This is a genomic window from Streptomyces sp. NPDC085931, from assembly GCF_044540565.1.
Lineage (GTDB): Bacteria > Actinomycetota > Actinomycetes > Streptomycetales > Streptomycetaceae > Streptomyces.
Map to the genome: position 1 here is coordinate 1 of NZ_JBITSK010000013.1, position 22,207 is coordinate 22,207.

A 22,207-nucleotide genomic window follows, 5' to 3' on the forward strand; every position below is an offset into this window, starting at 1 on the left:
GCTGCGCGTCCCTCACAACCTGCGTGCTACGCACGCAAGTTGATGCCCCGTTCGCTGCGCTCCCGGTGCAGAGCGGGGCTGCGCCCCCGCACTAGGTCTGACCGCGCTGCGCGCGGTCAGACAACGGGCCTACGGCCCGAGCAGCAACGAACGGAGCCGGGAGCGTGGTTGATGCAGCATGTAGCTTTGGTGGAACCGACCCTCCCCCTCCCCCCAGGTTTCAAAGCGGGCGCCCCGATTAGTTCTGGAATGGCCCTGTGGCCCCGTCAGACTGCGTGCCCTCTTCTTCCTGAAAATGTTGCCCGGCCTTTAGCCGATTCACCCCGTACGCCAATCCGGGCGCGCCAGCGTCCGGGCGCGGAGGCTCCGCCGACGCGTCATCAAAGCTGTGGGCCCCGATCCCCGATGCCGTCGCGCCGCCTGTACCCGCCCCCACTCTCTTTTCTCATTTCGGGCAGGGAGAGCGGCAGCAGAGGGGATGTCAGCAGTCCGACCGGCGGGGAATGCCGGGCTGAGCTGTGGATCTCGCGAGGCGGTCCCGTTGGCGGTGCAACACCCTGACGCAACCTCATAGCGCAACACCCAAACGCAACGTCATGGAGCAACACCCAGGCGCAACACGTGCGGTCAGCAGCCTTCCATCCGACGCCTCACCCTACTATTATTAAGAGTCCTGGGGGAGGCGACCTCCAGGAACCGCAGCGTGACCAACGAAGGGGAGAAACGTGGAAATCCAGATCTCTGGTGGAATCGTGCGGCGGGTGCGCGGTGGGCAGAACGCCCCTGTCAACGGCCTTGCCATTCAGGCCCGCACGGTCGCGAACTTTCTTCCGCTGATGTGCCAGCGAGCGGGGGCGAAAATCGTGCACAACATCGACGCGAACTACACCGGAATTCGTTTCGACACCAAGGTGGGCCCGGTAGTTCTCGAAATGCCGAAGGGTGACCAGCCGTACCGGATCGTCCACGAGTTCATCGAGCCGGACGAGACCGGGCGCACCGAAGTCGAGATGCGGAGGTTTCCGCAGATCTACAAGCCGCAGGGGATCGCGCTCATGACGTCTGAGTTCCTGCGGTCGCGCGGGTTCCTGAAGTAGTGCACTCCGGGGGCGCCCCTCCGGGGCGCCCCCTTCCGTCTGGCAACGGCACGAGGGAAGGGAAGTCATGGAGGGTACGCGGATCGCGGAGCAGGTCGAGGAAGCCGGGGCCCCGCTCACGGCAGCGGAGCGGGAGCAGGCCGGTTACGCGCTGCGGGAACTGGCGAGCAGCGGCCCGGACGCGCAGCGGGTGCCGCATGAGCAACTGGAGATGGTGCGGCCGTTCTTCGAGCTGGGTTGGGCGATGGGTGTGCGCACCGGGCACACGGGCCCGGCTCTGGCCGATGTGCCGGTAGACCGGGGGACGGTCGCGCGCGCGTTCGTCCTGCTGATGGCCGAGCGGATGGCCGATCCAGTGCTTATCGCCGTGGCGCGGAGTCTGGACCCGCAGCACGTCGGGCCGGTGCTGTGGCAGAAGGTGGACTATCACGGCAATCTGACCAGTTGTCACGGCAGCTACTGGGTATGCGCCATTCACGCGCACGCCGACCCATTCAGCGAGGTACCCGAACTCCGCTACGACCTGTGCGAGATGCGCGGAGGCATCCTCGCCACGGTAGTGAAGAACGTGCGCCGGGTGAGCATCACCCCGCAACCCGAGTACCGCAGGATGGAGTAAGGCGCAGGTCAGAGGGGGATTCACACTCTCCCAAACCCTACTATTATTTTGTGCATCGGGGGGCGGTGGCCCCGCCCCCCGACCCGCAAAGACCACTGCAAAGGGGAGAGCATGACTCAGCAGTTCGCCGAGCGCGCCGTGAACGTCGCCGCCCCGACCGGGGCCCGGAACGCCGGTCTGGCCGATCTGGCCCGGATCCTGGAGGACCAGAACCGCCGCAAGCTGGACGTGATCGCTCCGGCCGCCGCGCTGCGCTTCCGTGAGGGCAACCTGCACGTGCAGGGTGTGGAGTCGCTGATCACCGAGGACGGTGTGACGGACGTGGACGGCGTCTACCGGCCCACCGCCGTCGCCGACGAGGGCATCGCCGACAAGCTCAAGATCCCGCTCGCCTACCTGCGCCGCATGCGCACCGACAACGTCCCGCTGCTGGACGAGAACGTCAACGCGTGGCTGCGCACCGCCCCCGAGCGGCGTTTCATGCTCCGTGCGTTCCGGGGTGAGCACGGCCCCGGGATGCGGCCGGCCGAGGGCGTGGCCCGTGCGCTGCTGTCCGACAGCTACAAGCTGATGGACAACCTCGACATGCTGCTGGCCGCGCTGGACGGGGTGAAGCAGTCCGGGCACCCCACCCAGGTCACCGGTTGCGACCTGACTGACCGGCGCATGTACGTGCGGGTGGAGTCCGAAGCGGTCGCCGTGCAGGCCCGTAGCCTGCTGCGCGGCTACCGTTCCCCGTTCGACGAGCGCAGCGGTGATGAGCTGCCGCTGATCTCCGCCGGGTTCGTCATCACCAACAGCGAGGTAGGCGGCGGTGCCTACACAATCACCCCGCGCGCGGTCGTCCAGGTCTGCCGCAACGGCATGACCATGACCCGGGACGTCATGCGGGCCGTCCACCTCGGCGGCAAGCAGGATGAGGGCGTGGTGTCCTGGTCCGGGCAGACCCAGCGCAAGACGCTGGAGCTGATCACGTCCAAGACCGCCGACGCTGTGCGCACGTTCCTGTCCCGGGAGTACGTCGAGGCGAAGGTGCGTGAGATGGAGGACGCGGCCGGTAAGCCGCTGGCCGACCCGACGAAGACGATCGAGCACGTCACCAAGACGCTCAGCATCGGCGCCGAGGCCAAGGAAACCATCCTGGCCCACTTCATCCGGGGCGGGCAGATCACGGCCGGGGGCGTCATGCAGGCCGTCACGTCGACCGCGCAGACCCTCACCGACGCCGATCAGGCCGCCGCCCTGGAAGCGCTCGCGCTCCCGGCCCTCACGGCCGCCGCCGCACACGGCTAACCGTCCAGCCCCCGCGCGGGCCGGGGCATCCCCCCGCCCTCCCCTCCCCGGCCCGCGCGGGCCCAGCGCGCAGCGCCCCACCCCAGCAGGGGCGCGCAGCGCGCCCGCCCCCTCCCTGCCGCACCACGCGGCTGCGCAGCAGCCCGCCCGCCGGTCCCCGGAAGCGCAGCGCAGGGGACCCCACCCCCGGCAAGCGCAGCGAGCCGCCCCCACTGCACCGGGCGCAGCCCGGGGCCACCCGCTGCGGGGGGGGGGGAGAGAGAGAGAGAACGCCTCTGCTGCGCCCCGACCCACCGTGGAGTGACACGCCATGTCTGCACGCCCGGAGCTTGTCCGTCCCGACGACGCCGCCACCGAAGCCGCCATGGACCGCACGATGACCGCCCTTGCCGCCGTGTTCGAGGCACTCGGGGACGGCACGCACACGCTCAACTTCGCGGCCGAGCGCACCGACGACGCGTTCGTCACGGGCCGCGCCGACTTCAGTCTCAACACCGACCCGGCCCGCCTGGCCGTCGTCGACGACGCCGAGTTCTACGCCCTCAGCGCGCTGCTGGTGTTCGCCCTGGAGGGCAGCACCGTTAGGCGCGCTGTGCTCATCGCTACGACGGCCGCCGAGCCGCGCCCCCGGGCGTGCGGCTGGACCGTGCGTGACGGATGGCTGCACCCCATGAACCTGGACGACGTCCGCCGCGCCGTCACCCCCTGCCCGGGCGTCAACGCCGTCCAGCGCGAGGTCTACCCGGCCCCGCCCCTGCCTCAGATCACCGACACCGACGAGGAGAGCCGCCACGGGTGAGGAGCCCACCGTCACCAGCGCACACCGAGCGAAAGGCCCTGCCGCTCATGGACACCACAGTCAGCGATGAAATGCACCTGCGGCTCATTCTGGCCGGTGAATCTTCCCTACCTGTCCAGACCGGTCTGCGATATGACACGGCCGACCCCTACGCCGTGCACGCCACCTTCCACCTCGGAGCCGAGGAAACCATCACGTGGGTATTCGCTCGCGACCTCCTCGCCGAAGGACTTCACCGCCCCACGGGCACCGGTGACGTCCGCGTCTGGCCGTCGCGCAGTCACGGTCAGGGCGTCGTGTGCATCACCCTGAGCTCGCCGGAGGGCGAGGCTCTGCTGGAGGCCCCGGCGCGGGCCCTGGAGTCCTTCCTGAAGCGCACCGACGCCGCTGTGCCGCCCGGCACGGAACACGACTACCTGTGTCTCGACGAGCAGCTCTCGCGCCTTCTGACGGAGAGCTAAGGCAAGACGGCCGCCCGTTCCGTCGCCGCAGGGTGACGGAACGGGCCGCCCAACAGCACGCCAGCGCCCCCGCCCCCTCCGCACCTGCCCCGACTCTGCTCGGGGCCGGTGCAGGAAGCCCACCCCGGAACGTATAGGAGACAGCGCCCATGACCGGTCCGAGCCTGACCGTAGAGACGCCCGCCGGCCGCGTGCACGCCACCGCCGGTCCCCTCCAGGACGACGCCATCGTGTTCGAGCTGGGTGGAGCGATGCGCGGCAGCGTGTACGTCACCGGCACCCACGACCCCCACCACTGGGACCGGTTCACCGCCGTGCGTGCGTGTCTGGGGCCGGTGAACTCCTTCCGGGACACCGCCCCCGCCGAGGACCTGCCGCGGCTTGCCCGCAGCCGCACCGGCTACCGGGGCAGCCTGACCCTCTACCGGGACGACCTCAACCACCCGCAGGTGGCGGTGTATCCGATGGAGTCCGCCGCCGGGCACGAGCCGTCACCGAAGACCGAGGCGACGCTCACCGCCGTCCTGCGCGGCTGCGCCGAGCACGTCGCCCAGCGCGAGGACCTGTTCGTGATCCTGGAGGGCGCCCGGCGCCGGGACACCCCGGCCATGCTGCGCTTCCTGACGTGGTCGGTCGCCCACCACCAGGCCGAAGCCGCCCGCCTGGAGGATCAGGCCCGGGCCGCGATGCCCGCACGGCGTGCCGCCGTGGCCGCGTGGTGGACCGCGGCACGCTGGTTCATTGCCTGCCCGCACCCGGCACTGCTGCTGGTGCTGGCCGACTACCCCGGCTCCCTGTCCCGCGCTGTCGCAGTGGAGCAGTGGCGGGGCCCGTACTGCCGCACCGCAGCCGTGCGCGAGCGCGAGTACGCCCGCCGTGCCCAGGCCGAGGCCGACTCCCTGCGCGCCGCCCAAACCCGGCCCAGCAGCCGCCGACCGGCCCCGCACGGTGCCGGGCCCGAAGGGGCGGAGCGCGCCTACTTCGTGGTCGGTCAGTGGAAGGGAGGCGGAGAAGTGGAGATCTGGCACATCGAGGAGGCCCCGGCCGACCCGGCCGCCCGGGCCGAGGCCCACGACCAGCACGCCTGCGACGCCGAAGACTCCTTCGGCAGCGTCGACGTCGTCTACGCCACCAGCCCCGAGGCCGCCGCCGAGCAGGCCCGCCGCGAGGCACGCCAGACCAGCGAACGCATCCACCGCGACCTCACCCACCCCTGACCCTCCCCGGGGGGGTGGCCCCCACCGGGCCACCCCCAGGCGCCCCCGGCACGCATCGATGAGAAAGGATCTGATCATGGGTTGGCTGATGAGTCTCGGCGAGCGTACCCGCCCCGACGTCCCCCGGTTCGCCGAGTGCCCCGCTCCCCACGAGGCCCGCGCGCTGGCCCTGGTCGACGACTTCGGCCAGCTGCTGTTCATCCTGCGCCAGTGGCGCCAGGTCTACGGCGAGGAACTGACCGCGTGGACAGCCCGGGTGGAGGCCGACGACATCAGTGCTCTTCCCGCGGAGTTGCTCGCGGTATGGGAGCACGAGGGAGACATCATCCGCCTGGACACCGAGCCCGGCGGCTACGTGCGCGTGTCCGACTACCGCGACATGCCGGCATTCCCGAGCGTCACCGCCCACACCGCCACCGGCCTTCAGGTGTGGACCACCACCCATTGAACCGAGAGGTGAAGCCGTGACCGGCCAGCCGCGCCCGTGGCGCCCCGAGGACTTCGACGACCACTGCGAAACGTGCGGCGCCGCACCGGGCGAGCTGTGCAAGCCGTGGTGCGACACCGGTTACACCGCCGACGACTACCGCCGCGACGCCCAGCGCCGCGAGAACAACGCCCCCGCCCACCGCCCCGGCACGGGGCCGACCACCCGCCCGAGGACGTAGAGGAGCCGCCGCCATGGCGCAGCAGTTGACCACGCAGAACGAGATGGACGCGTTCGCCGAACAGGTGGCGCGCGAACTGGGCACGCACTGCCGCACCCGCCCCGGCTATCCGCACAAGCTGGGACGGATCATCATCGACGACGAGAACCGGGGCCTGCGCCTCTACCAGTACGACCCCCGGCGCCCCGACCGGCTGCAGATCTACGCCGGACTGCCGGACGAGACCCAGGTTCAGGCGCCGTCGATCAAGGTAACGGCCATCAGCCCGGCCCACGTGGCCCGCGAAATCTCCCGGCGGCTGTACCCCTTGCACGCCCAGGCTCTGGAACAGGTCACCCAGCTCACGGCCCGTCAGCAGGCCGAGGAACGCGCCCGCCGCACCGTCGCGGAGGCCATCGCCGCCCACCTGCCCGGCGCCCGCGTCGAGGAGCAGCACCGGCGTACCCGGATCATCTGGCAGCCCACCCCCGCGCCTACCGGACAACACGCCCCCGCCCAGGTCGACAGTCTCTCCGTCACGGTCGGTGCTTCTGGGGAACGGGTCCACGTCGAGGCCGGCGGCCCTCCCCACGCGGTACTCCCCATGATCACCGCCCTCATCCGGGCACCCCAGGAGTAAAAGAGCAGTTCAGGGGCGGGTTCACACCAACCATTAACACACTATTATTAGCAATGCGAGAGGGGGTAGCCCTCCCCCGCCCGACCCCCTCTCGCACTTTCATGACGGCGGCAACCGCCCTCCCCTTTCGCGGATTCAGCCCTCCCTGCTTAGGAGTTGCCATGCTGCGATCGCTGCGCCGGGCCCTGCGACCGACCCGCTTGCGCATCCCCACCCGCCGCTTCGACGCCGGAATCGCCGCCCTGCCGCCCACCGCCCGCGAAGCGTTCGGCACCACCGCGAGCGCCGCAGAGGCCGTCGCCTACAACCGCAGCCGGGTCGCCAGCGCCACCGCCGTCGCCCTCTACCGCAGCGGCTACCGGCTGCCGATCCCCGACGACCACCTGAACGACGCTGTGCGCGCCCTGGAGTTCCAGTACTCCGCGCCCAGCCCGGAGACCCGCGCCGCCATCCGCGCCGCGCTCGCCGTCCTCGACACCGACTACACCGTCACCGTCACCCACTGACAGGCCATAGCCATAGGGCCGCCCCACGCGGGCGGCCCGCAGTTCCCGAAGGAGACCCGTGTTCCTGGTCGTACTGGATCCCGCTCACGGGCTTGTCGCCGCCCCCCAGTCCTCCTGTGACCTCACACCTGCCACCACGCAGTACCTCACGTGCCAGGGGTTCGCCTGGAACGACGACATCGAGGCGTATACCCGTCGGACCGACCAGACCCCCGCAGCCGCAGACCGCATCGCGGGCGTGCTGCGCGACCTCGGTCACTACGTCTTCTGCGCCCACCGGCCGCCGCCCACCCGCTGAGCACGGCGCCCGCCCCAGCCAGGCAACTACCCCTACTTCGACTGCACCGACGGAGGTCCGCCATGTCCCGGCACCACCGCCCCAAGCCGCCCGTCCGGTACGCCACCGCCGAGCGCGCGGGAGCGCACCAGGTCGTGGACCAGCTCCACGGGTACGCGCTCAGCAGCCACACCACCCCCGAGGCCGCCGAGGCCGCGGCGCGCGAGCTGGCCGCCGACCCTGCCGCCGCCATCGCCGCCGTGGAGGCACTCGACGCCGCCCAGAGCGGCCCCGCGGCCGCCGAGCGGCGCATCCTGCGCCGGTACGGCTACGCCTGGAGCCTGCGCCAGGACGAGATGCTGGATCTGATGCCGGAGTTCGACTACCACCGCCTGGAAGCCCTGGTCTCCGCCGGCCACCTGGCTCTGGTGTTCAGCCGGGCCGGGCAGCCGTACTACACCACGCCCGAGCGCTACAAGCAGTTGTCGCCGCGCTGGATCCGCGACGGGCAGGAGTCCTTCCCGACCGCCGAGCTGGACCGCCTGGAACGCCCCCGCCCCGCACGGGAGGCCCTGCCCCGGCGCGAGCGCTACACGCCGTGCGAGCTGCACGGAATCACGTTATGGCGCTGCATGCTGTGCGCGCCGCGCGAGCGCTTCGAGTGCAAGTGGGGCGCCTGCACCGCCAACCGCATCACCGTCTACTGCGAGCAGTGCGCACGAACGGCCCCCTGGCGTACCTTCCCGCTACCGCCGCGCCACGACCACGACTAGCGGCAAAACCGCAGGTCAGATGGGGGTTCACACCTACCACATCCATACTATTATTGACATTGTTGAGAACGCGGAGCCCCGACGACGGGCACCGCCCCACCTCACGCGAGGAGGACACCACCCGTGAAGCCGATGGAACTGGCCGGACTGCTGGCCGCGCCGACCGAGCAGCCGATGCGGGACGCCCTGCGTCGCATGCCACCCAGGAGCCTGGACGCGCTGATCATCGAAGCACTCGCGGCCACCGAAGAGGCCTGGCGGCAGGTCGTGGTGGACCGGGTCGCCGCGTTCGCGGCCGGACAGGAGGGGGCCCGCCCGGCGGTGGCCGCGTACTTCGCTCCAATCGAGCGGACGACGGAGGGTTTGGGAGTCGGCTGGAGCCCGTTCATCGCAGCACTCACCAGCAGCGAGGACATCCCCGACCTGCGGCACGCCACCACCACGGTCACCCGCGTACCGGTAGGCGAAGCGGCGATGACCGAGGAGATGTTCGCCGACCCGGAACTGGCCGCCGCACTCAACCGGCTCGCGGCGCTGGACCCGCCGGGCCACGAGGACGTCCTGCGCGTTCACCTGCCCACCCGTCAGGTCACCCGCCTGACCCTCTGACCTTCAGCCAGCGTTTCCGCAGCTCAAGAGGCATCTAGACCCCAACGCAAATCAAACCATTATTAGCAGTACGGCAAGGGTGCGCACCCCCGCAGCCGCCCTGTTCCGCCGACGAGGCAAGGAGAAGGAGAGCCCCATGGCTACCGCCGTCTCGACCCCGACCGAATCGCCCGCTCCTCCCGAGGAGAACACCACGCAGGTGGTGTGGCTGGACGCCGCGCTGCTGGTGCGTGACGAGTGCAACGCCCGTGAGCACGACACCGAGCCGGACGAGAAGCTGATCGCTTCCGTAAAGGAGATCGGCGTCGAGGAGCCCATCAGCGTCCGGCCCAAGCCCGACGGCACCTTCGGGGTGTTCAAGGGCTGGCGGCGCGCGCAGGCCCAGCAGGTCGCCAACGCCACCGCCGAGGCGGAGGGCCGCCCGGTGCGAGCCGTGAAGGCGTATGTGCGTGAGGACCTGGTGGGCCGCGACGGCTGGACGCGGTTCCTGTCCCTGGTGGAGAACGACCACCGCGAGGGCATGAGCGAGCGCGACACCCTCAAGGCGCAAGAACTGGCGCTGATCGGCATGGACGAGGTCGACCGCCGCAGGGCCGCCAAGGCGCTGGGGGTCGGCAAGAACGCGGCCAAGCAGGCGAAGGCGGCGCAGAAGCTGGACGACGCGGCGCTGCGCCGGGCGGCGGCCGGTGGGATGGATCTGGAGCAGACCGCCCAGCTGGCCGAGGTCCAGGACGTGCCGAACGCCGAGCGGCGGCTGCTGCGGGCGCTGGAGCGCGACCAGGCGGAGGGCAGTGGCGGGCGCGGTCACTGGGACCAGGAAATGGCGCTGCTGAAAGCCGAGCAGGCCGACGCCGCGAAGCGGGCCAAGGTGATGGCGGAGCTGGAGGAGGCGGGTATCCCGCTGCTGACGCGGCCGTTCTACGGTCAGAAGGACCCCTCCCATCCGCTGTCCGAACTCACCACCGGTCTGGGCAACCCGCTCACCGAGGACAAACACAAGGGCTGCCCCGGCCACAGTGCCCGGCTGGATGACGAGCACCGGCCCGTGTGGCACTGCGCCGACCCGGCCCAGTACGGCCACAAGGTCCGCCCCAAGCCGAAGAAGCCGCGCAGCGAGCAGGACGAGAAGGCGGCCGAGGAGCGCCGGAAGGTCATCGCCTGCAACCGGGCGTGGAAGGCCGCTGTCGGGCCGCGCCAGGACTTCGTCACCCGGCTGGTGCGCATGAAGACCCTGCCGGACGCCGCGCGCGTCTTCGCGCAGGAAGTGCTGCTCACGCTGCCCTACTACTACAGCTCCTGGACCGACAAGCAGGAGTCGCAGACCCTCGCGCGGTTCCTGGGCATCAAGGAGCCAGAGAAGGCCGACCTGGCCGAGACGGCGGCGCAACTTCCCAAGGCCCGCCTTGCCAACGCCCTGTTCGCGCAGGTCGCCGCCGCCTGCGAGTACGGCATCCGCGAGCCCAAGACCTGGTCGCACCTCACCCCCTGGCAGGCCCGCTACCTGCTCCTGCTGGAGTCCCTGGGCAAGGCCGACAACGGCAGCTACCAGCTCTCCGAGGTCGAGCAACAGGCCGTGGCCAGCCACCGGCCCACCAACGACAGCAACACCGACGGCGACTCCAGCGCCGACGCCTGACGCTCCCTCACCTGTCCGAAGGCTCCGGCCGGGCACGCCCGGTGCCCGGCCGGTCCCCTTCCCCTCAGAGAGGAAGAACCACCATGTCCATCGGTATCGACGACGTGCGCACCTTCATCCGGCAGCTGCCGGATGCGGCCGCCGTCGCACAGGTACAGGAGGCCGCCGCCCGGCGGCTCGGCGAGATCGACAAGGCCGCCTACAGCGGCATCGTGGCCGGTCGCCGCGCCCGCATCAACGACTCGCTGCGCCCCGCCTTCCTGCGCCGCCTGACCAGCACCGTGCAGGAGCGCAACCGCACCGGCAGCCGGGCGGGCTTCCTGCTGGACGAGGAGTCCACCCGGCTGCTGCGCACCGACCCGCGCAACAACCGCTACCGCATCCCGGAGGGGACGACACGCTACCGGCTGCCCGGCAGCGGCATCCCGATCTCCTGCCTGGACCTGATCGAGGACTGACCGGTTCCCGCGCTCGCCGGGCAGGGCACGGCGCACGGCCCTGTCCTGCCCGGCGGCCCCAACAGCCGCCAGAGCGCGGCCGTTCCTTCCCTCAGACGTACGAGAAGCCGGAGAGCGACCATGGCCATCTCCTTGCGCACCGTTGCAGCCGCCCGGGCCTACGCCCGCGAGATGAGCGGCGCGCCCGTGCCCGAGCCGCCGAGCACCGAGGCGGACGACGGCCCGCCGAAGCCGGCACACGAAGCGGCCTACTACCTCGCAGTGGCCGAGACGTTCCGCATCCTCACCCGCCCCGGCCAGCCCGCCAGGCCGGACACCAAGCAGCTGCGTGCGGCCGTGCGAACCACCCCCGGCGTCGGCACCTGGTTCCGCCGCGGTGACGAGGCAGCCCGGCGGATCATCGCCTCCAACGACCGCATCCGCCGACTGCCCCAGGATCCCGACCAACTGTGGGCGCTGCTGGCCGACGTGCTCCAAGCCCTGGACCAGTTCGGCCAAGCCCCGCAGCTGGACGGCAGCAATCTGCGCCGCGACCACCTCCCCGGCCACCATGCAGCGATCCGCCGCACCTGTCCGATCGGCGGCTGGGGCCCGGTGCGGGTGACGTGGAATCCGGACGGCGCCCGCCGCTGGACCGACCTCCACCACGGCACCTGGCAGTGGCCCGTCCCGACAACCAACCCGGCCGCGCCAACACCGGCGACGCCCCGCCCCTGACCGCCCGCCCCGTCTGGGACAGCTCCGTGCGTCCAACCGCCCACAACTGCCCGGCACCACGGTGGTGATGCTGTCCCGCGATGCCGAGGGCAACTCCTTCTCGCCGTTCACCACCTTCGGCCACGGCCGCTACCTGCGGACCGAAACCGGCCAGAGCGGCGCCATCTACCCGCTGGCCGAGCGTCTGGAGCAGGACCAGCAGCTGCGCGAGCTGTATGCGCGCCGCATCCCCGACAGCGCCGTCCGGGCCCTGGTGCTCTACCCGCTCGGCTGACCGACCGGCAACAAGGGCGGGATGCCCACGCGGTTCGTCCCGCCCCGCCGGCCTGGTCCAGGTTCATCTCTGGCGACGAGGAAAGCGATGTGTACCGCCATGCCCAACTCAGCTCCAGCGCCTGCGGCGCGAGCGTGGACGCCGGTGCTGGTCATCAGCGACAGCCCAGACGACGACCCGCTCGGTCTGCTGCCCTGCGCGGTTCCGCTGCGAACCCTTCCCACCCCGCTGTTCAACGCCGAGGAGTACCGGCTCGCCCCGCTCGTGATCCTGGACGACCGCAACTACAACGCCTTCACGCTGCGCCACATGCCCCACCGTCCCGGCCTGATCCTCGCCCTCGCCGACCCCGGCGACGACACCGTCCACTCCAGGGCCGCGGCCATCGGCGCTGAAGCCGTCCTGCGCACCGGGCAGGGCCTGGCTTGGCTGCACCTGCGCCTGCACGAGGCAACCGGATGCCACTACGTCCGCTGGGAGGACCTCCTGACCGACCCTCCGACGCCCGGCACCTGACGCCCCGTAGCCCGTTCCTCGAACCGATAGGAGAAGACAGATGCACGCGATACCGCAGCGCTGTGCGCGCCGGCCGCTTGCGGGCGGGCTGGTCGTGCCGTGGGTGTCCCTGATCCACGGCGGGCACGCCGCCTTCGGCAGCCTGGACGCCGACCGGGCGCGCACCGCCTTCCTGCGGCACCTGTGCCAGATCTGCGGCGAGGCTCTCAACGAGCGGTGCTACCTGGTCGTCCGCCCGGCCGACGCCGCCCGAGGGCACGCCCCCGAACCGGCGCTGCACCCCGAGTGCCTGCCCTACACGGCCGCGCACTGCCCCATGCTCAACGGCACCGCCACCCACTACCGGCGCACCTCCGTCCTGGCCACCCACCCCGCCGGACGCCCCTGCACCGACCCGGCCTGCCCATGCCCGGCCCGCACCCCCGACGACGGCCACACCGCCCGCAGCGGCCGCCCCGCCGACCGCTACGAGGCATTGATGATCCACACCTCCAGCTACCGCATCGTCTTCGCGCCCGACCGGCCCGATGCGCCCATCGGCATCAGCACCGACGTGCCCGTCCTGCGCCGGCGTCTGCTGCGCACCGCCACCCTCACCCCCCACCAGCAGCACGCGATGGACCTGCTCAACACCCTGTTCAACGAGTCCTGACCGCCCCCTGCACCCATGAAAGGAGACTCCCGTGCGGATCACACCGGACGCCGCCACGCCCGAGGGCGCGGCCATCCTCGAACTGGCCGAACTCATGGACAACCTCCAACTGCGCACCGGCGAATGGCCGGGCGCGGACACCGCCGACATCCTCAGTGAGTGGTTCAGCCACTTCAACTTCGCGACCTCCAAGGATGTCGCGGTACAGGTGACCGGCCGGGCGTGGGTGCTGCACCAGTGGGACCGGCACGGCGACGACATCACGCTGTGGGCCGACCACGCCTCCGCCCTGGCCTCCCTCGCGCAGCACGTGCGCGGCTCCTGGGACAACGTCAGCGACCAGGACGGTGTCCCCTACCGCCCTCCGGCCGACGACCAGACGGCGGTGGACCTCTACTACGGCAACGATCGGCACCGCGGCAACGAGGGCTACACCCTCTACACCGACGACATCTCTCGCCACATCAGCACACCCTCCCCTCTCGACCTCACCGACCCCGAGGACTGTGCCAGGGCCAACAGCGAGGCCGTCTTCCACTCCATGGCCGGCCCCGACGACGAAGGCCTGCCGTGCCTCGAACTCGCCGGGATCCTCGTCTTCGCCTACCTCGACCCCGACATGCGCGCCGTCCGCGTCTCCGTACACCTGGACACCACCCACGAGCAGCTCCTGAGGCCCAACGGCACGATGCCGCTCCAGGTGGAAGTCGAGGACGCCACCGTCTTCAGCACCCTCGGAGCGCGGCCGATCCCGGCCCGCGTCCCTGCCTGGAAGGCCCGCCTTCGGCGGCTCGCCAACCGCACGGCCATCACGATGCAGCGCAAGGGGGGTTGACCCCACCCCGATCCACACTATTATTTAACTTAGGAGGTGTTCGCATGGCCCCGTCCGTCACCCACGTGTCCGGCACCGTGACCGGCAGCGTGGAAGTCCGCTTCACCGACTCCGGTGTCGCCGTCTGCCGCTTCCGCCTCACCCAGACCACCACCCAGTGGGACGCAGCCGCCCAGCAGTGGCGCGACGGGACTCCCATCCGCTACGTGTGCACCGCCTGGCGGGACCTGGCCCGCAACGCCACCGAGTCCCTCGTCGACGGCGTGCGCGTGCTGGTCACCGGACGCGTCACCGAGATCCGGGACAACGCCGTCTACCTGAGCGTCGACGACCTCGGCATCAGCCTGCGCCAGCGCATCGCCTACACCGAAACCAGCCTGCCCAGCCCGGCCGCCGCCGCCCCCATCTCCCCCACCACGCCGGTCGCTTCGGTCGCTGCCCCGACGGCCACGCAACCCGCCGCAACCGGTGCCCGCGGCCCGGCCGTGCACCAGGCGGGCGGTCCGCCCGCCTGGTGGGAGCAGCGGCGTTCCGCCGGATGGCACCGCACCACCGCCCGTACCCCGGCCGATGCCGTCTCCCCGAACGCCGGCCGCTGACAGCCCACTCCCTCTGCGCCGCGCCATCCGGTGCGGGACCGGTTCGCCTGCCGGGACCGCACCGCCTCTTCTCCCCCTTTCACCCGCACCACCTCGCGGGGCGCTGGTTCGCCTGCCAGCGCCCCGCAGCCTCACCCTGTCCTGCCCGGCCCTGCCGTGTTCGTCCCCGCCGGTTCACCGCCGGCGTGGCCTTCCGTCTGAGAGACCCCGTCATGCCTGCTGCCCGCACCCCGTCCGAGCGGTCCGCGCTCGCCGCGCTCGCCGCCCACTTCGCCCCCGAGGAAGTTGCCGAGGACCTCGCCGCGCACAGCGCCGCCGACGTGTGGCAGCAGCGCGTGCAAGCCGACGCCAGCGGGCGCCTGGCCCGCTACCGGCCCGAGGAAGAACTCAACAGGTCCCTGCTGTATTGCCAGTTCATCACCCGCTCCGACGAGGGCTGGCCCACCGCCCTCACCGTGCTGGGTGAACGCCAGCCGCTGGGGCTGTGGGTACTGGGCCGCGACCACCTGCCCGAGCTGACCGCCAGCACGGTGGCCGTCACCGGCAACCGCAACGCCACCGCCCACGCCCTGACCACCACCCAGGACTACGCCCGCGCCATCGCCGAAGCCGGACACACCGTCACCGCCACCCTCGCCTTCGGTGTGGACGCCGCCGCCCACCAGGCGGCCGCGCTCACCGGACGGGCAACCTTGGCCGTCCTGCCCCGCGGCCTGGACCGCGCCCACCCCCACGCCCACGCCTCCCTGATGAAACGCATCCCCACCGGCGGCGGCGCCGTGATCAGCCTCTACCCGCCCGGCACCCCCGCCAGCGGCGCCACCCACCAAGCCAGCGCCCACCTCCTGGCCACCCTGTCCAAAGCCGTGCTCCTCATCGAAGCCCTGGACCACCACCACACCCTGCGCACCGCCCAGGCCGCACTCGACCTGCGCCGCCCGCTGCTCACCACCCCGCCCGCCGAAGACGACATCCGTGCCGGCGGCACCACACGCCTGATCGCCGAACAGCGCGCGGTGCTCTGTCCGCACCCCGCCCACGCGCTCGCCCTGCTCTGACACCCCCGACCGCCTGAACCCCCAAGGGCCGAGGCCACTCCCCCCTCACCACTGCCCCCCTGCTCACAGCCCGACCGGGCAGGAAGGAACTCACCCATGTCCCAGCTCACCCCGCAGGGCGCACGCGCCCTGAACCAGAACGACAACGGCGTCATCTCCGGCCACCCCGCCACGATGGCCAAGCTGGTGGCTGACGGCATGGTCGTCCCCCACACGGGCGACAGCGGCACCCACCGGATGACCGAGCAGGGTTGGTCCGCGCTGGAGGAGTGGCGGCAGCAGCACGACCGCACGCCGGACACCCCATCCGCCGAGCCGATCCTGCCGACGCTCCCCCGGGTGCAGCACGAAGCCGTCGTGACGGCTGCCGGACGGCCCGACCAGCGCGTGCCCGGCCGCGACGACCACGACGTGTACTGGGCTGGGGAGAAGTGGTTCCGCGCACCCACGCTGCGCGCGGTCCGGGCCGCCGGGTACGCCACCACCTACGGCCGATCCATCTCGCTGCACCTCACCCCGGCCGGCCGGATGTATGCCCGCCAGCACGGCGGCATCGACGTGCAGCGGCGACGGCTCGTCATCATCGCGTGCGGGAATGAGAAGAAGCCGCACCCGGGCTTCAACGACTACGGCAACGTCAACGCCGGCTACCCCGCTGGGGAGCTGTACACCGGCCTGTACCACCGGTCGCTGCGCCTGGCGGCCGACGCCCTCACCGACCCCTCGCTGATCCGGATCATGTCCGCACTGCACGGCCTGGTGGACCTCAAGCGTCCGCTGCTGCCATACGACGTGAGGATCGGCGACAAGCGGGCCGTCACCCCAGAGCGGATCGCCGACCACGCCGCGGGACTCGGCACCCACGACGCCGACGTGATCTTCCTCGGCGGTCAGGACTACGCCGAACTGCTGCTCCCCGCCATCCCCCACCTGCACACACCCCTGTCGGGCGGCATGGGCGAGCACCGCGGCCTGTGCAAACAGGCCCGCGAAGATCCTGCGCTGCGCGAGGCGTGGTGGGCGGCGGCCGCCGAACTGCACGAGAGGCACGCCGCAAGGTGACCGCCGCCCGTCCCCGCCCGGTCATCCGCCGTGGCCCGCCGACGACCAGGTCCTCGTCATCCCCGCCCACCGCCTGCCCGAGCACACCGCGAAGGAGGGAACAACCGCCATGCCCGCCGCCCACACGCCGCCGCTGCCCGGCCTGAGCCAGGACGAGGAGGTGGACACCGTCATCAACTGGGGCCTCGGCGTAGACTCCACCGCCTACCTCGCCCGCATGCTCACCGACCCCGCCGCGCACGGCATCGACCTGGAGCGCACCGTGGTGCTGTACATGGCCACCGGCAGCGAGTGGCCCGAGACCCGGATGCTGGTCGAGGAGTTCATGCTGCCGTTGCTGCGCGAGCACGGGGTGCGCCTCGTGCAGCTGTCCCGCTCCGGGCAGCTGAAAGCGGCCGGCATCACGGTCCTGGACGACTCCCGACATCCTCAGCGGCTCTTCACCCGCGGGCCCTGGACGCTGTGGGACGAACTGGAGTCCGTCGGCACCGTCCCCCAGCAGGCCGGCACCCGCAAATGCAGCCTGCGCGCCAAGGGCGAAGTCGGTGACCGCTGGCTCATTCCGGTGATGGGCGGGCGCCCGTTCCGGCAGATCATGGGCTTCAACGCCGACGAGCCCGGGCGCTGCTTCGGTGACGCGGCCGCCTCGAAGATCCCCGGGCGCACCGGGGTCTACCCGCTCCTCGACTGGGGCTGGCACCGCTGGCAGTGCGAGGACTACCTGCTGCAGCGGTTCGGCGTGCACTGGCCGAAGTCGTACTGCACCTTCTGCTGCTTCCCCATCTCCATGGGCTCGCTGCCCGCCCACCTCGAGCGCATGCGCGCTCACCCCGACATCGCCGGTGAGGTCCTGCGCCTGGAGTACACCGCGATGAGCCTGAATCCCAACGCCAAGCTGTACGGCAAGCGCAGCCTGCTCGAACTCCTCGATGCCGACCGGCCCGAGGACCGTGCCTGCCTGGAGGCCTTCCAGCGCGAGCTCGATATGCCCTGGGCGCTGTACCACGTGCGCCGCCTGTTCCTGCTGTCCGAGACCGGCAAGCGCCGCCCCGTCATGCGCTCCACCGAACGCGTCGACCTCGGCCGCCCGCACCAGCTGGCCCAGCGGCTGATCACCGTCTCCGAGCGGCACGGCATCGACGTCGAGCACGACCCGCTCTACGAACGCGCCCGCGCCTGGCTCCGCCCCCGCCGCGAGAACTGGCCCATGGCGGAGGAACTGTTCGTCACCGCCCCCGCCCGGGTGATCGACAAGCAGGACGCCGCCTTCGAACGCGAATGGCACGCCCTGCTCTCCGGCACCGCCACCCGGCTCCCCCTCACCTGAGCTTCCCGGCCGCCCGCCCGGCCGGGCCGGCCCGACAAGGACCGCGCTGTTCTTGGCCGCGCCCCTGCCCCTCTGTCTGGAGATGACGCATGACGACCCTCCCGCGCCTTGCAGGCGCAACGACGACCACGTCCGCAACCACCGTTCAGCTCCGCCTGCGCGCATCCTGCGCGCGGCCGCAAGCAACCGCAGGGTGGAGGGAGCGGTGATGCCCGCGATTCAGCAGGAGTTGCCGTTCGACGACCTCCCGGAGGTGCCGACCTCGGCACCCTGGTGCCAGCGATGGCGTGAGCGCGCGCACTCCTGGCGGCACGTCAGCGAAGGAGGCTTCGACGCTCGCCACTACGAGGTGGAGCCAATCAGCGAGAAGGACGCCGAAGCGTTCGTCCGCACGCATCACTACTCCGCCTCCTACCCGGCAGCCGTGCGCAGGTTCGGCCTGTACGACGTCTCGGCCGGTGAGCGACGGCTGAGCGGCGTGGCGGTGTTCGGCGTACCGGTGAACCAAGCCGTGCTCACCAAGGCACTGCCGGACCTGGCCCCCGTCACGGAAGCGCTCGAATGCTCGCGGTTCGTACTCCTGGACGAGTGCCCGGGCAACTCCGAGAGCTGGTTCCTGGCCCGCTGCCACACCGAGCTGCTCGCCGCGGGTGTGCGCGGAGTGGTGTCCTTCGCCGACCCCGTCCCCCGGCGCACCGCCGCCGGCAATTTGATCATGCCGGGACATTGCGGCCGGATCTACCAGGCCACGAACGGGATCTACGCCGGCAGGGCGACCGCGCGGACCCTGAAGGTCCTGCGCGACGGCACGGTGCTCAACGACCGGGCAGCGCAGAAGGTCCGCCGCCAGGAGCAAGGTCACCAGTACGTCGAGTCCCGGCTGATCGCGTTGGGCGCTGCCGTGCCGCGGGCCGGGTGCGATCCGGCGGTGTGGCTGCGAGAGGCCCTGGAGGCGGTCGGCGCCCGTGCCGTTCGCCACCGCGGCTGTCACAGGTACGTCTTCCCGCTCGGCCGCAACCGGCGACAACGCGCCCGCATCAAGATCGGCTTCGATGCGCGACCGGCCTACCCGCGCCGTCCCGACCCCGAACCAGCCGCCCGGTGACAGCCACCCACTCCCTCCCCCGGACCTTCCCTGGAGCAGTCATGCCCGCTTTGCCCACCGTCTGCCCCTCCCCCACCCCCGACCTGGCCGCCTACGACCTGCTCGCACCGCAGCTGTCCGGCGGCAAGGACAGCAGCGTCATGCTGTGGTCCTTCATGCAGGACGCCGCGGCGGCCGGGGTCACCGACCGGGGGGTCCACACCCACCGGGCTTCCCAACTCTGCCGCGCAGCGGCCCCGCACCGCGTGGCGAACGTGTTCGTTACGATCCATGTCATGAGTGCGAGAAGAGAGCCGGTCAGCCGGCGGGAGCGTCCAGCGAAGCCCGCCCTGTCCCGGCGCTGGATCGTGGACACGGCCGTGCGGATCATGCGGACCGAAGGGCTGGAAAAGGTCACGATGCGCCGCCTGGCGCAGGAACTGGACACCGGCCCCGCCTCCCTGTACGTCTACGTCGCCAACACCGCCGAACTGCACGCGGCCGTCCTGGACGCGCTGCTGGGCGAGGTGGACCTGAGCGGCCGGGGCGCCGGTGACACCAACGGTGACTGGCGGGACCAGCTCCGTGCCGTCGTGACGTCGTACACGCTGGTGCTGTTCGAGCACCCGCAACTCGCCCGGTCCGCGCTCGTGGCCAGGCCGAGCGGTGAGAACTACCTGCGGCTGGTGGAACGAATCCTCGACCTGCTCGCGCGCAGCGGCGCCCCTCGCGCCCAGGTCGCCTGGGGGGTGGACAAGCTGCTTCAGGACGCCACGGCCACCGCCGCTGAGCATGCGACGCACGAGCACGACCCCACCTCCCAGGACGACTGGAACGCCACCGTGCACGCCCTGCACGCCGTCGACGAGGCCACGCATCCGGCGATCACCGCGCACATGCCGGACCTGATTGGCGGCACGGTCCGGGACCGGATGCGCTGGAGTTTCGACGTCCTTGTCAACGGCATTACCCAGACTCCGGTACCCGACCGGGCTGACTGAGCCCTCTGCCCGGTCCCTGGGGACGGCGCGCGCCGGACCGGAAACCCGACCGCGGCGACGTATACCCGTTGACGAATTTGTTCGTAGCGAACATGTTCGTTACGGTGGGAGCGGCTGGAGAGACCGCTGCGCCAGGACTGCACAGCAGCACGCCTCCCGGCCGTACACACGCCCCCACTTCCGCAAAGAGGTAAATGATGAGCAACACCCACCATCCCTACGCGATCATCGGTGGCGGTCTGGGCGGTCTGACCGCTGCCCGCGTCCTGCACGTCCACGGCATCGAGTCCGCGGTCTTCGACCTGGAGGCGGGGCCGGAGACCCGCACGCAGGGCGGCATGCTCGACATCCACGAGGAGAACGGGCAGAAGGCCCTGCAGGCCGCCGGCCTCCACGACGACTTCCTCAAGCTCGTCCATGAGGGCGGGCAGGCCATGCGCCTGCTGGGCCCCGACGGCACGGTGCACGTCGCCGAGGAGGACGACGGCACCGGCAACCGCCCCGAGATCGACCGCGGCGAGCTGCGCGACCTGCTGCTGAACTCCCTGCCCGACCGCACCGTCCGCTGGGGCCGCAAGGTCACCGGCGCCCGGCCCCTGGGCGACGGCCGCCACGAGGTCGCCTTCGCCGACGGCTCGGTCATCACCACCGAGGTCCTCATCGGCGCCGACGGCGCCTGGTCCCGCGTGCGGCCGCTGCTCTCCGACGCCAGGCCCGCCTACACCGGCATCTCCTTCGTCGAGACCGACCTGTACGAGGCCGACACCCGTCACCCTCGCAGCGCCGCGATCATCGGCGGCGGATTCTTCATCGCCCTGGGGAACGAGCGCGGCTTCCTCGCCCACCGGGAACCCGACGGCAGCCTTCACGTGTATTGCGCTCTGAAGACCCACGAGGGGTGGATCGACACCATCGACTTCAGTGACCATGCCACTGCCAAGGCCGCAGTCCTCGCCCATTTCGACGGCTGGGACGAAGGGCTGCGCGGTCTGGTCGCCGATGCGGAGACCATCACCCCGCGCCGCATCCACGCCCTGCCCGTCGGCCACCGCTGGGACCACGTCCCCGGCGTCACCCTGCTCGGCGACGCCGCCCACGTCATGTCCCCGTTCGCGGGCGAGGGCGCCAACCTCGCCATGTACGACGGAGCCGAACTCGCCCTCGCCCTCGCCACCCACCCAGGCGACACCGAGGCCGCCCTGACCGCCTACGAGGAAGCCCTCTTCCCCCGCAGCGAAGCCTCCGCCAACGAGTCCGCCACCAGCCTGGACACCATGTTCAGCACGGACGGCCTGGAGCGGATGGTCGAGTTCTTCACCACCACCCCGGCCGTCCAGTAGGACCACGGCGCCCACCGACGCCCGGCCAGGAAGAACCCTGCGACCTCACCGACTCTCCCCCTCCGGCGCACCGTCCAGGCCAGGCCCGGTCTCGACCTGCGCCTGCACGAGGCAGGCCAGGGCAGCCCGGTCCTCGTCCTGCACGGCGGCCCCGGCCCCGGCAGTCGCACACCCCTGGTCGGCCACCTCGCAACCCACCACCGAGTGGTAGCGCCCACTCACCCGGGCCGGGACGGCACCGCACGGCCCGACGAACTGGACAGCATCCCGACACTCGCCGCCCTCTGCCTGAACCCGCTCGCCCACCTCAGCCTGCACGACGTCACGGTGCTCGCCACGTCCTTCGGCGGCTGGGTCGCCGCGCAGACGGTCCTGGACGACCACGAAGGCCGGATCTCCCGCCTCGTCCTCATGAACGCCATCGGCCCGGTCGTGCCCGGTCAGCAGGTCACCGTGCCCACCGGGCCGCCGCCCTCAGGGCACGCCGACGGCGGCGGCTCCGCCCCCCAGGGCGGGACCGACCGCGCAGTCGATGGCCGCCCGACGGTCCTACGCGGACCGGCCATGGCCGCCGCCAACCTGCCGCCCCGCCTCTCCGCCGCCACCCTCCCGGTGCTGATGATCTGGGGCGACAACACGGTCGTCACACCCGACTTCGGCCGCGCCTACGCCGCCCCCTTCCCCCACCTGCGGTTCGAACTCGTCCCCGG

General features: G+C 71.3%; 27 protein-coding genes and 1 pseudogene. All 28 read left to right on the forward strand.

Annotated features, from left to right (window positions below; all coding sequences use genetic code 11):
* Positions 1-725 precede the first annotated feature (725 nt).
* Entirely contained in the window at positions 726-1,097 is a 372-nt protein-coding gene (locus ACIGAN_RS25635) for a hypothetical protein (RefSeq protein ID WP_365745239.1), read from the forward strand.
* Positions 1,098-1,164: 67 nt separating this feature from the next.
* Entirely contained in the window at positions 1,165-1,716 is a 552-nt protein-coding gene (locus ACIGAN_RS25640) for a hypothetical protein (protein WP_399860880.1), read from the forward strand.
* A 111-nt stretch (positions 1,717-1,827) separates the two neighbouring features.
* Positions 1,828-3,009, forward strand: coding sequence for a DUF932 domain-containing protein (locus tag ACIGAN_RS25645; RefSeq protein WP_399860882.1), 1,182 nt, complete (start codon positions 1,828-1,830; stop codon positions 3,007-3,009).
* Between the two features lie 310 nt (positions 3,010-3,319).
* Positions 3,320-3,808: a hypothetical protein gene (locus ACIGAN_RS25650; protein ID WP_399860885.1), complete on the forward strand. Its 489-nt coding sequence runs from the start codon at positions 3,320-3,322 to the stop codon at positions 3,806-3,808.
* Positions 3,809-3,855: 47 nt separating this feature from the next.
* Positions 3,856-4,269 (forward strand): SsgA family sporulation/cell division regulator, encoded by a 414-nt coding sequence (locus ACIGAN_RS25655; protein ID WP_399860888.1) that lies wholly within the window; start codon positions 3,856-3,858, stop codon positions 4,267-4,269.
* A gap of 149 nt (positions 4,270-4,418) precedes the next feature.
* On the forward strand, positions 4,419-5,486 hold the full coding sequence (locus tag ACIGAN_RS25660; protein ID WP_399860891.1) for a hypothetical protein: 1,068 nt from the start codon (positions 4,419-4,421) through the stop codon (positions 5,484-5,486).
* Positions 5,487-5,562: 76 nt separating this feature from the next.
* A complete protein-coding gene (locus tag ACIGAN_RS25665; RefSeq protein WP_399860893.1) occupies positions 5,563-5,934 on the forward strand; it encodes a hypothetical protein in 372 nt (123 codons plus the stop codon).
* Between the two features lie 16 nt (positions 5,935-5,950).
* Positions 5,951-6,154, forward strand: a complete 204-nt coding sequence (locus ACIGAN_RS25670) for a hypothetical protein (protein WP_365744377.1) — start codon at positions 5,951-5,953, stop codon at positions 6,152-6,154.
* A 13-nt stretch (positions 6,155-6,167) separates the two neighbouring features.
* Complete coding sequence (locus ACIGAN_RS25675) at positions 6,168-6,773, forward strand: hypothetical protein (RefSeq protein WP_399860896.1); 606 nt, start codon at positions 6,168-6,170, stop codon at positions 6,771-6,773.
* A gap of 161 nt (positions 6,774-6,934) precedes the next feature.
* Positions 6,935-7,279 carry a hypothetical protein gene (locus tag ACIGAN_RS25680; protein WP_399860899.1) on the forward strand — a complete coding sequence of 115 codons (345 nt, stop codon included), beginning with the start codon at positions 6,935-6,937 and terminating at the stop codon, positions 7,277-7,279.
* A gap of 58 nt (positions 7,280-7,337) precedes the next feature.
* Positions 7,338-7,577 (forward strand): hypothetical protein, encoded by a 240-nt coding sequence (locus ACIGAN_RS25685; RefSeq protein ID WP_399860901.1) that lies wholly within the window; start codon positions 7,338-7,340, stop codon positions 7,575-7,577.
* 62 nt (positions 7,578-7,639) lie between these two features.
* Complete coding sequence (locus ACIGAN_RS25690) at positions 7,640-8,329, forward strand: hypothetical protein (RefSeq protein ID WP_399860903.1); 690 nt, start codon at positions 7,640-7,642, stop codon at positions 8,327-8,329.
* Positions 8,330-8,461: 132 nt separating this feature from the next.
* Complete coding sequence (locus tag ACIGAN_RS25695) at positions 8,462-8,938, forward strand: hypothetical protein (RefSeq protein ID WP_399861344.1); 477 nt, start codon at positions 8,462-8,464, stop codon at positions 8,936-8,938.
* A gap of 136 nt (positions 8,939-9,074) precedes the next feature.
* The gene (locus ACIGAN_RS25700; RefSeq protein WP_399860906.1) at positions 9,075-10,574 is read left to right on the forward strand and encodes a ParB/RepB/Spo0J family partition protein; all 1,500 of its coding nucleotides are present in this window, start codon (positions 9,075-9,077) and stop codon (positions 10,572-10,574) included.
* 83 nt (positions 10,575-10,657) lie between these two features.
* On the forward strand, positions 10,658-11,032 hold the full coding sequence (locus ACIGAN_RS25705; RefSeq protein WP_399860908.1) for a hypothetical protein: 375 nt from the start codon (positions 10,658-10,660) through the stop codon (positions 11,030-11,032).
* Between the two features lie 120 nt (positions 11,033-11,152).
* Positions 11,153-11,749 carry a hypothetical protein gene (locus ACIGAN_RS25710; protein WP_399860911.1) on the forward strand — a complete coding sequence of 199 codons (597 nt, stop codon included), beginning with the start codon at positions 11,153-11,155 and terminating at the stop codon, positions 11,747-11,749.
* A gap of 67 nt (positions 11,750-11,816) precedes the next feature.
* Positions 11,817-12,023 carry a hypothetical protein gene (locus ACIGAN_RS25715; RefSeq protein WP_399860914.1) on the forward strand — a complete coding sequence of 69 codons (207 nt, stop codon included), beginning with the start codon at positions 11,817-11,819 and terminating at the stop codon, positions 12,021-12,023.
* A gap of 144 nt (positions 12,024-12,167) precedes the next feature.
* Positions 12,168-12,539, forward strand: a complete 372-nt coding sequence (locus ACIGAN_RS25720; RefSeq protein WP_399860916.1) for a hypothetical protein — start codon at positions 12,168-12,170, stop codon at positions 12,537-12,539.
* A 40-nt stretch (positions 12,540-12,579) separates the two neighbouring features.
* Positions 12,580-13,191 (forward strand): cell envelope biogenesis protein OmpA, encoded by a 612-nt coding sequence (locus ACIGAN_RS25725; RefSeq protein WP_399860919.1) that lies wholly within the window; start codon positions 12,580-12,582, stop codon positions 13,189-13,191.
* 31 nt (positions 13,192-13,222) lie between these two features.
* The gene (locus tag ACIGAN_RS25730) at positions 13,223-14,026 is read left to right on the forward strand and encodes a hypothetical protein (RefSeq protein ID WP_399860922.1); all 804 of its coding nucleotides are present in this window, start codon (positions 13,223-13,225) and stop codon (positions 14,024-14,026) included.
* Positions 14,027-14,070: 44 nt separating this feature from the next.
* Positions 14,071-14,625 (forward strand): single-stranded DNA-binding protein, encoded by a 555-nt coding sequence (locus ACIGAN_RS25735; RefSeq protein ID WP_399860924.1) that lies wholly within the window; start codon positions 14,071-14,073, stop codon positions 14,623-14,625.
* 212 nt (positions 14,626-14,837) lie between these two features.
* Complete coding sequence (locus ACIGAN_RS25740) at positions 14,838-15,683, forward strand: DNA-processing protein DprA (protein WP_399860926.1); 846 nt, start codon at positions 14,838-14,840, stop codon at positions 15,681-15,683.
* Between the two features lie 96 nt (positions 15,684-15,779).
* Positions 15,780-16,745 carry a DUF6884 domain-containing protein gene (locus ACIGAN_RS25745; RefSeq protein ID WP_399860929.1) on the forward strand — a complete coding sequence of 322 codons (966 nt, stop codon included), beginning with the start codon at positions 15,780-15,782 and terminating at the stop codon, positions 16,743-16,745.
* 109 nt (positions 16,746-16,854) lie between these two features.
* Positions 16,855-18,072, forward strand: coding sequence for a hypothetical protein (locus tag ACIGAN_RS25750; protein ID WP_399860931.1), 1,218 nt, complete (start codon positions 16,855-16,857; stop codon positions 18,070-18,072).
* A gap of 208 nt (positions 18,073-18,280) precedes the next feature.
* Entirely contained in the window at positions 18,281-19,177 is an 897-nt protein-coding gene (locus ACIGAN_RS25755; RefSeq protein WP_399860934.1) for a Mom family adenine methylcarbamoylation protein, read from the forward strand.
* Positions 19,178-19,452: 275 nt separating this feature from the next.
* The gene (locus tag ACIGAN_RS25760) at positions 19,453-20,157 is read left to right on the forward strand and encodes a TetR/AcrR family transcriptional regulator (RefSeq protein WP_399861347.1); all 705 of its coding nucleotides are present in this window, start codon (positions 19,453-19,455) and stop codon (positions 20,155-20,157) included.
* Between the two features lie 197 nt (positions 20,158-20,354).
* A complete protein-coding gene (locus ACIGAN_RS25765; RefSeq protein WP_399860937.1) occupies positions 20,355-21,497 on the forward strand; it encodes an FAD-dependent oxidoreductase in 1,143 nt (380 codons plus the stop codon).
* Positions 21,498-21,671: 174 nt separating this feature from the next.
* Positions 21,672-22,187: pseudogene (locus ACIGAN_RS25770) on the forward strand (alpha/beta fold hydrolase); the annotation flags it as partial.
* Between the last annotated feature and the right edge of the window lie 20 nt (positions 22,188-22,207).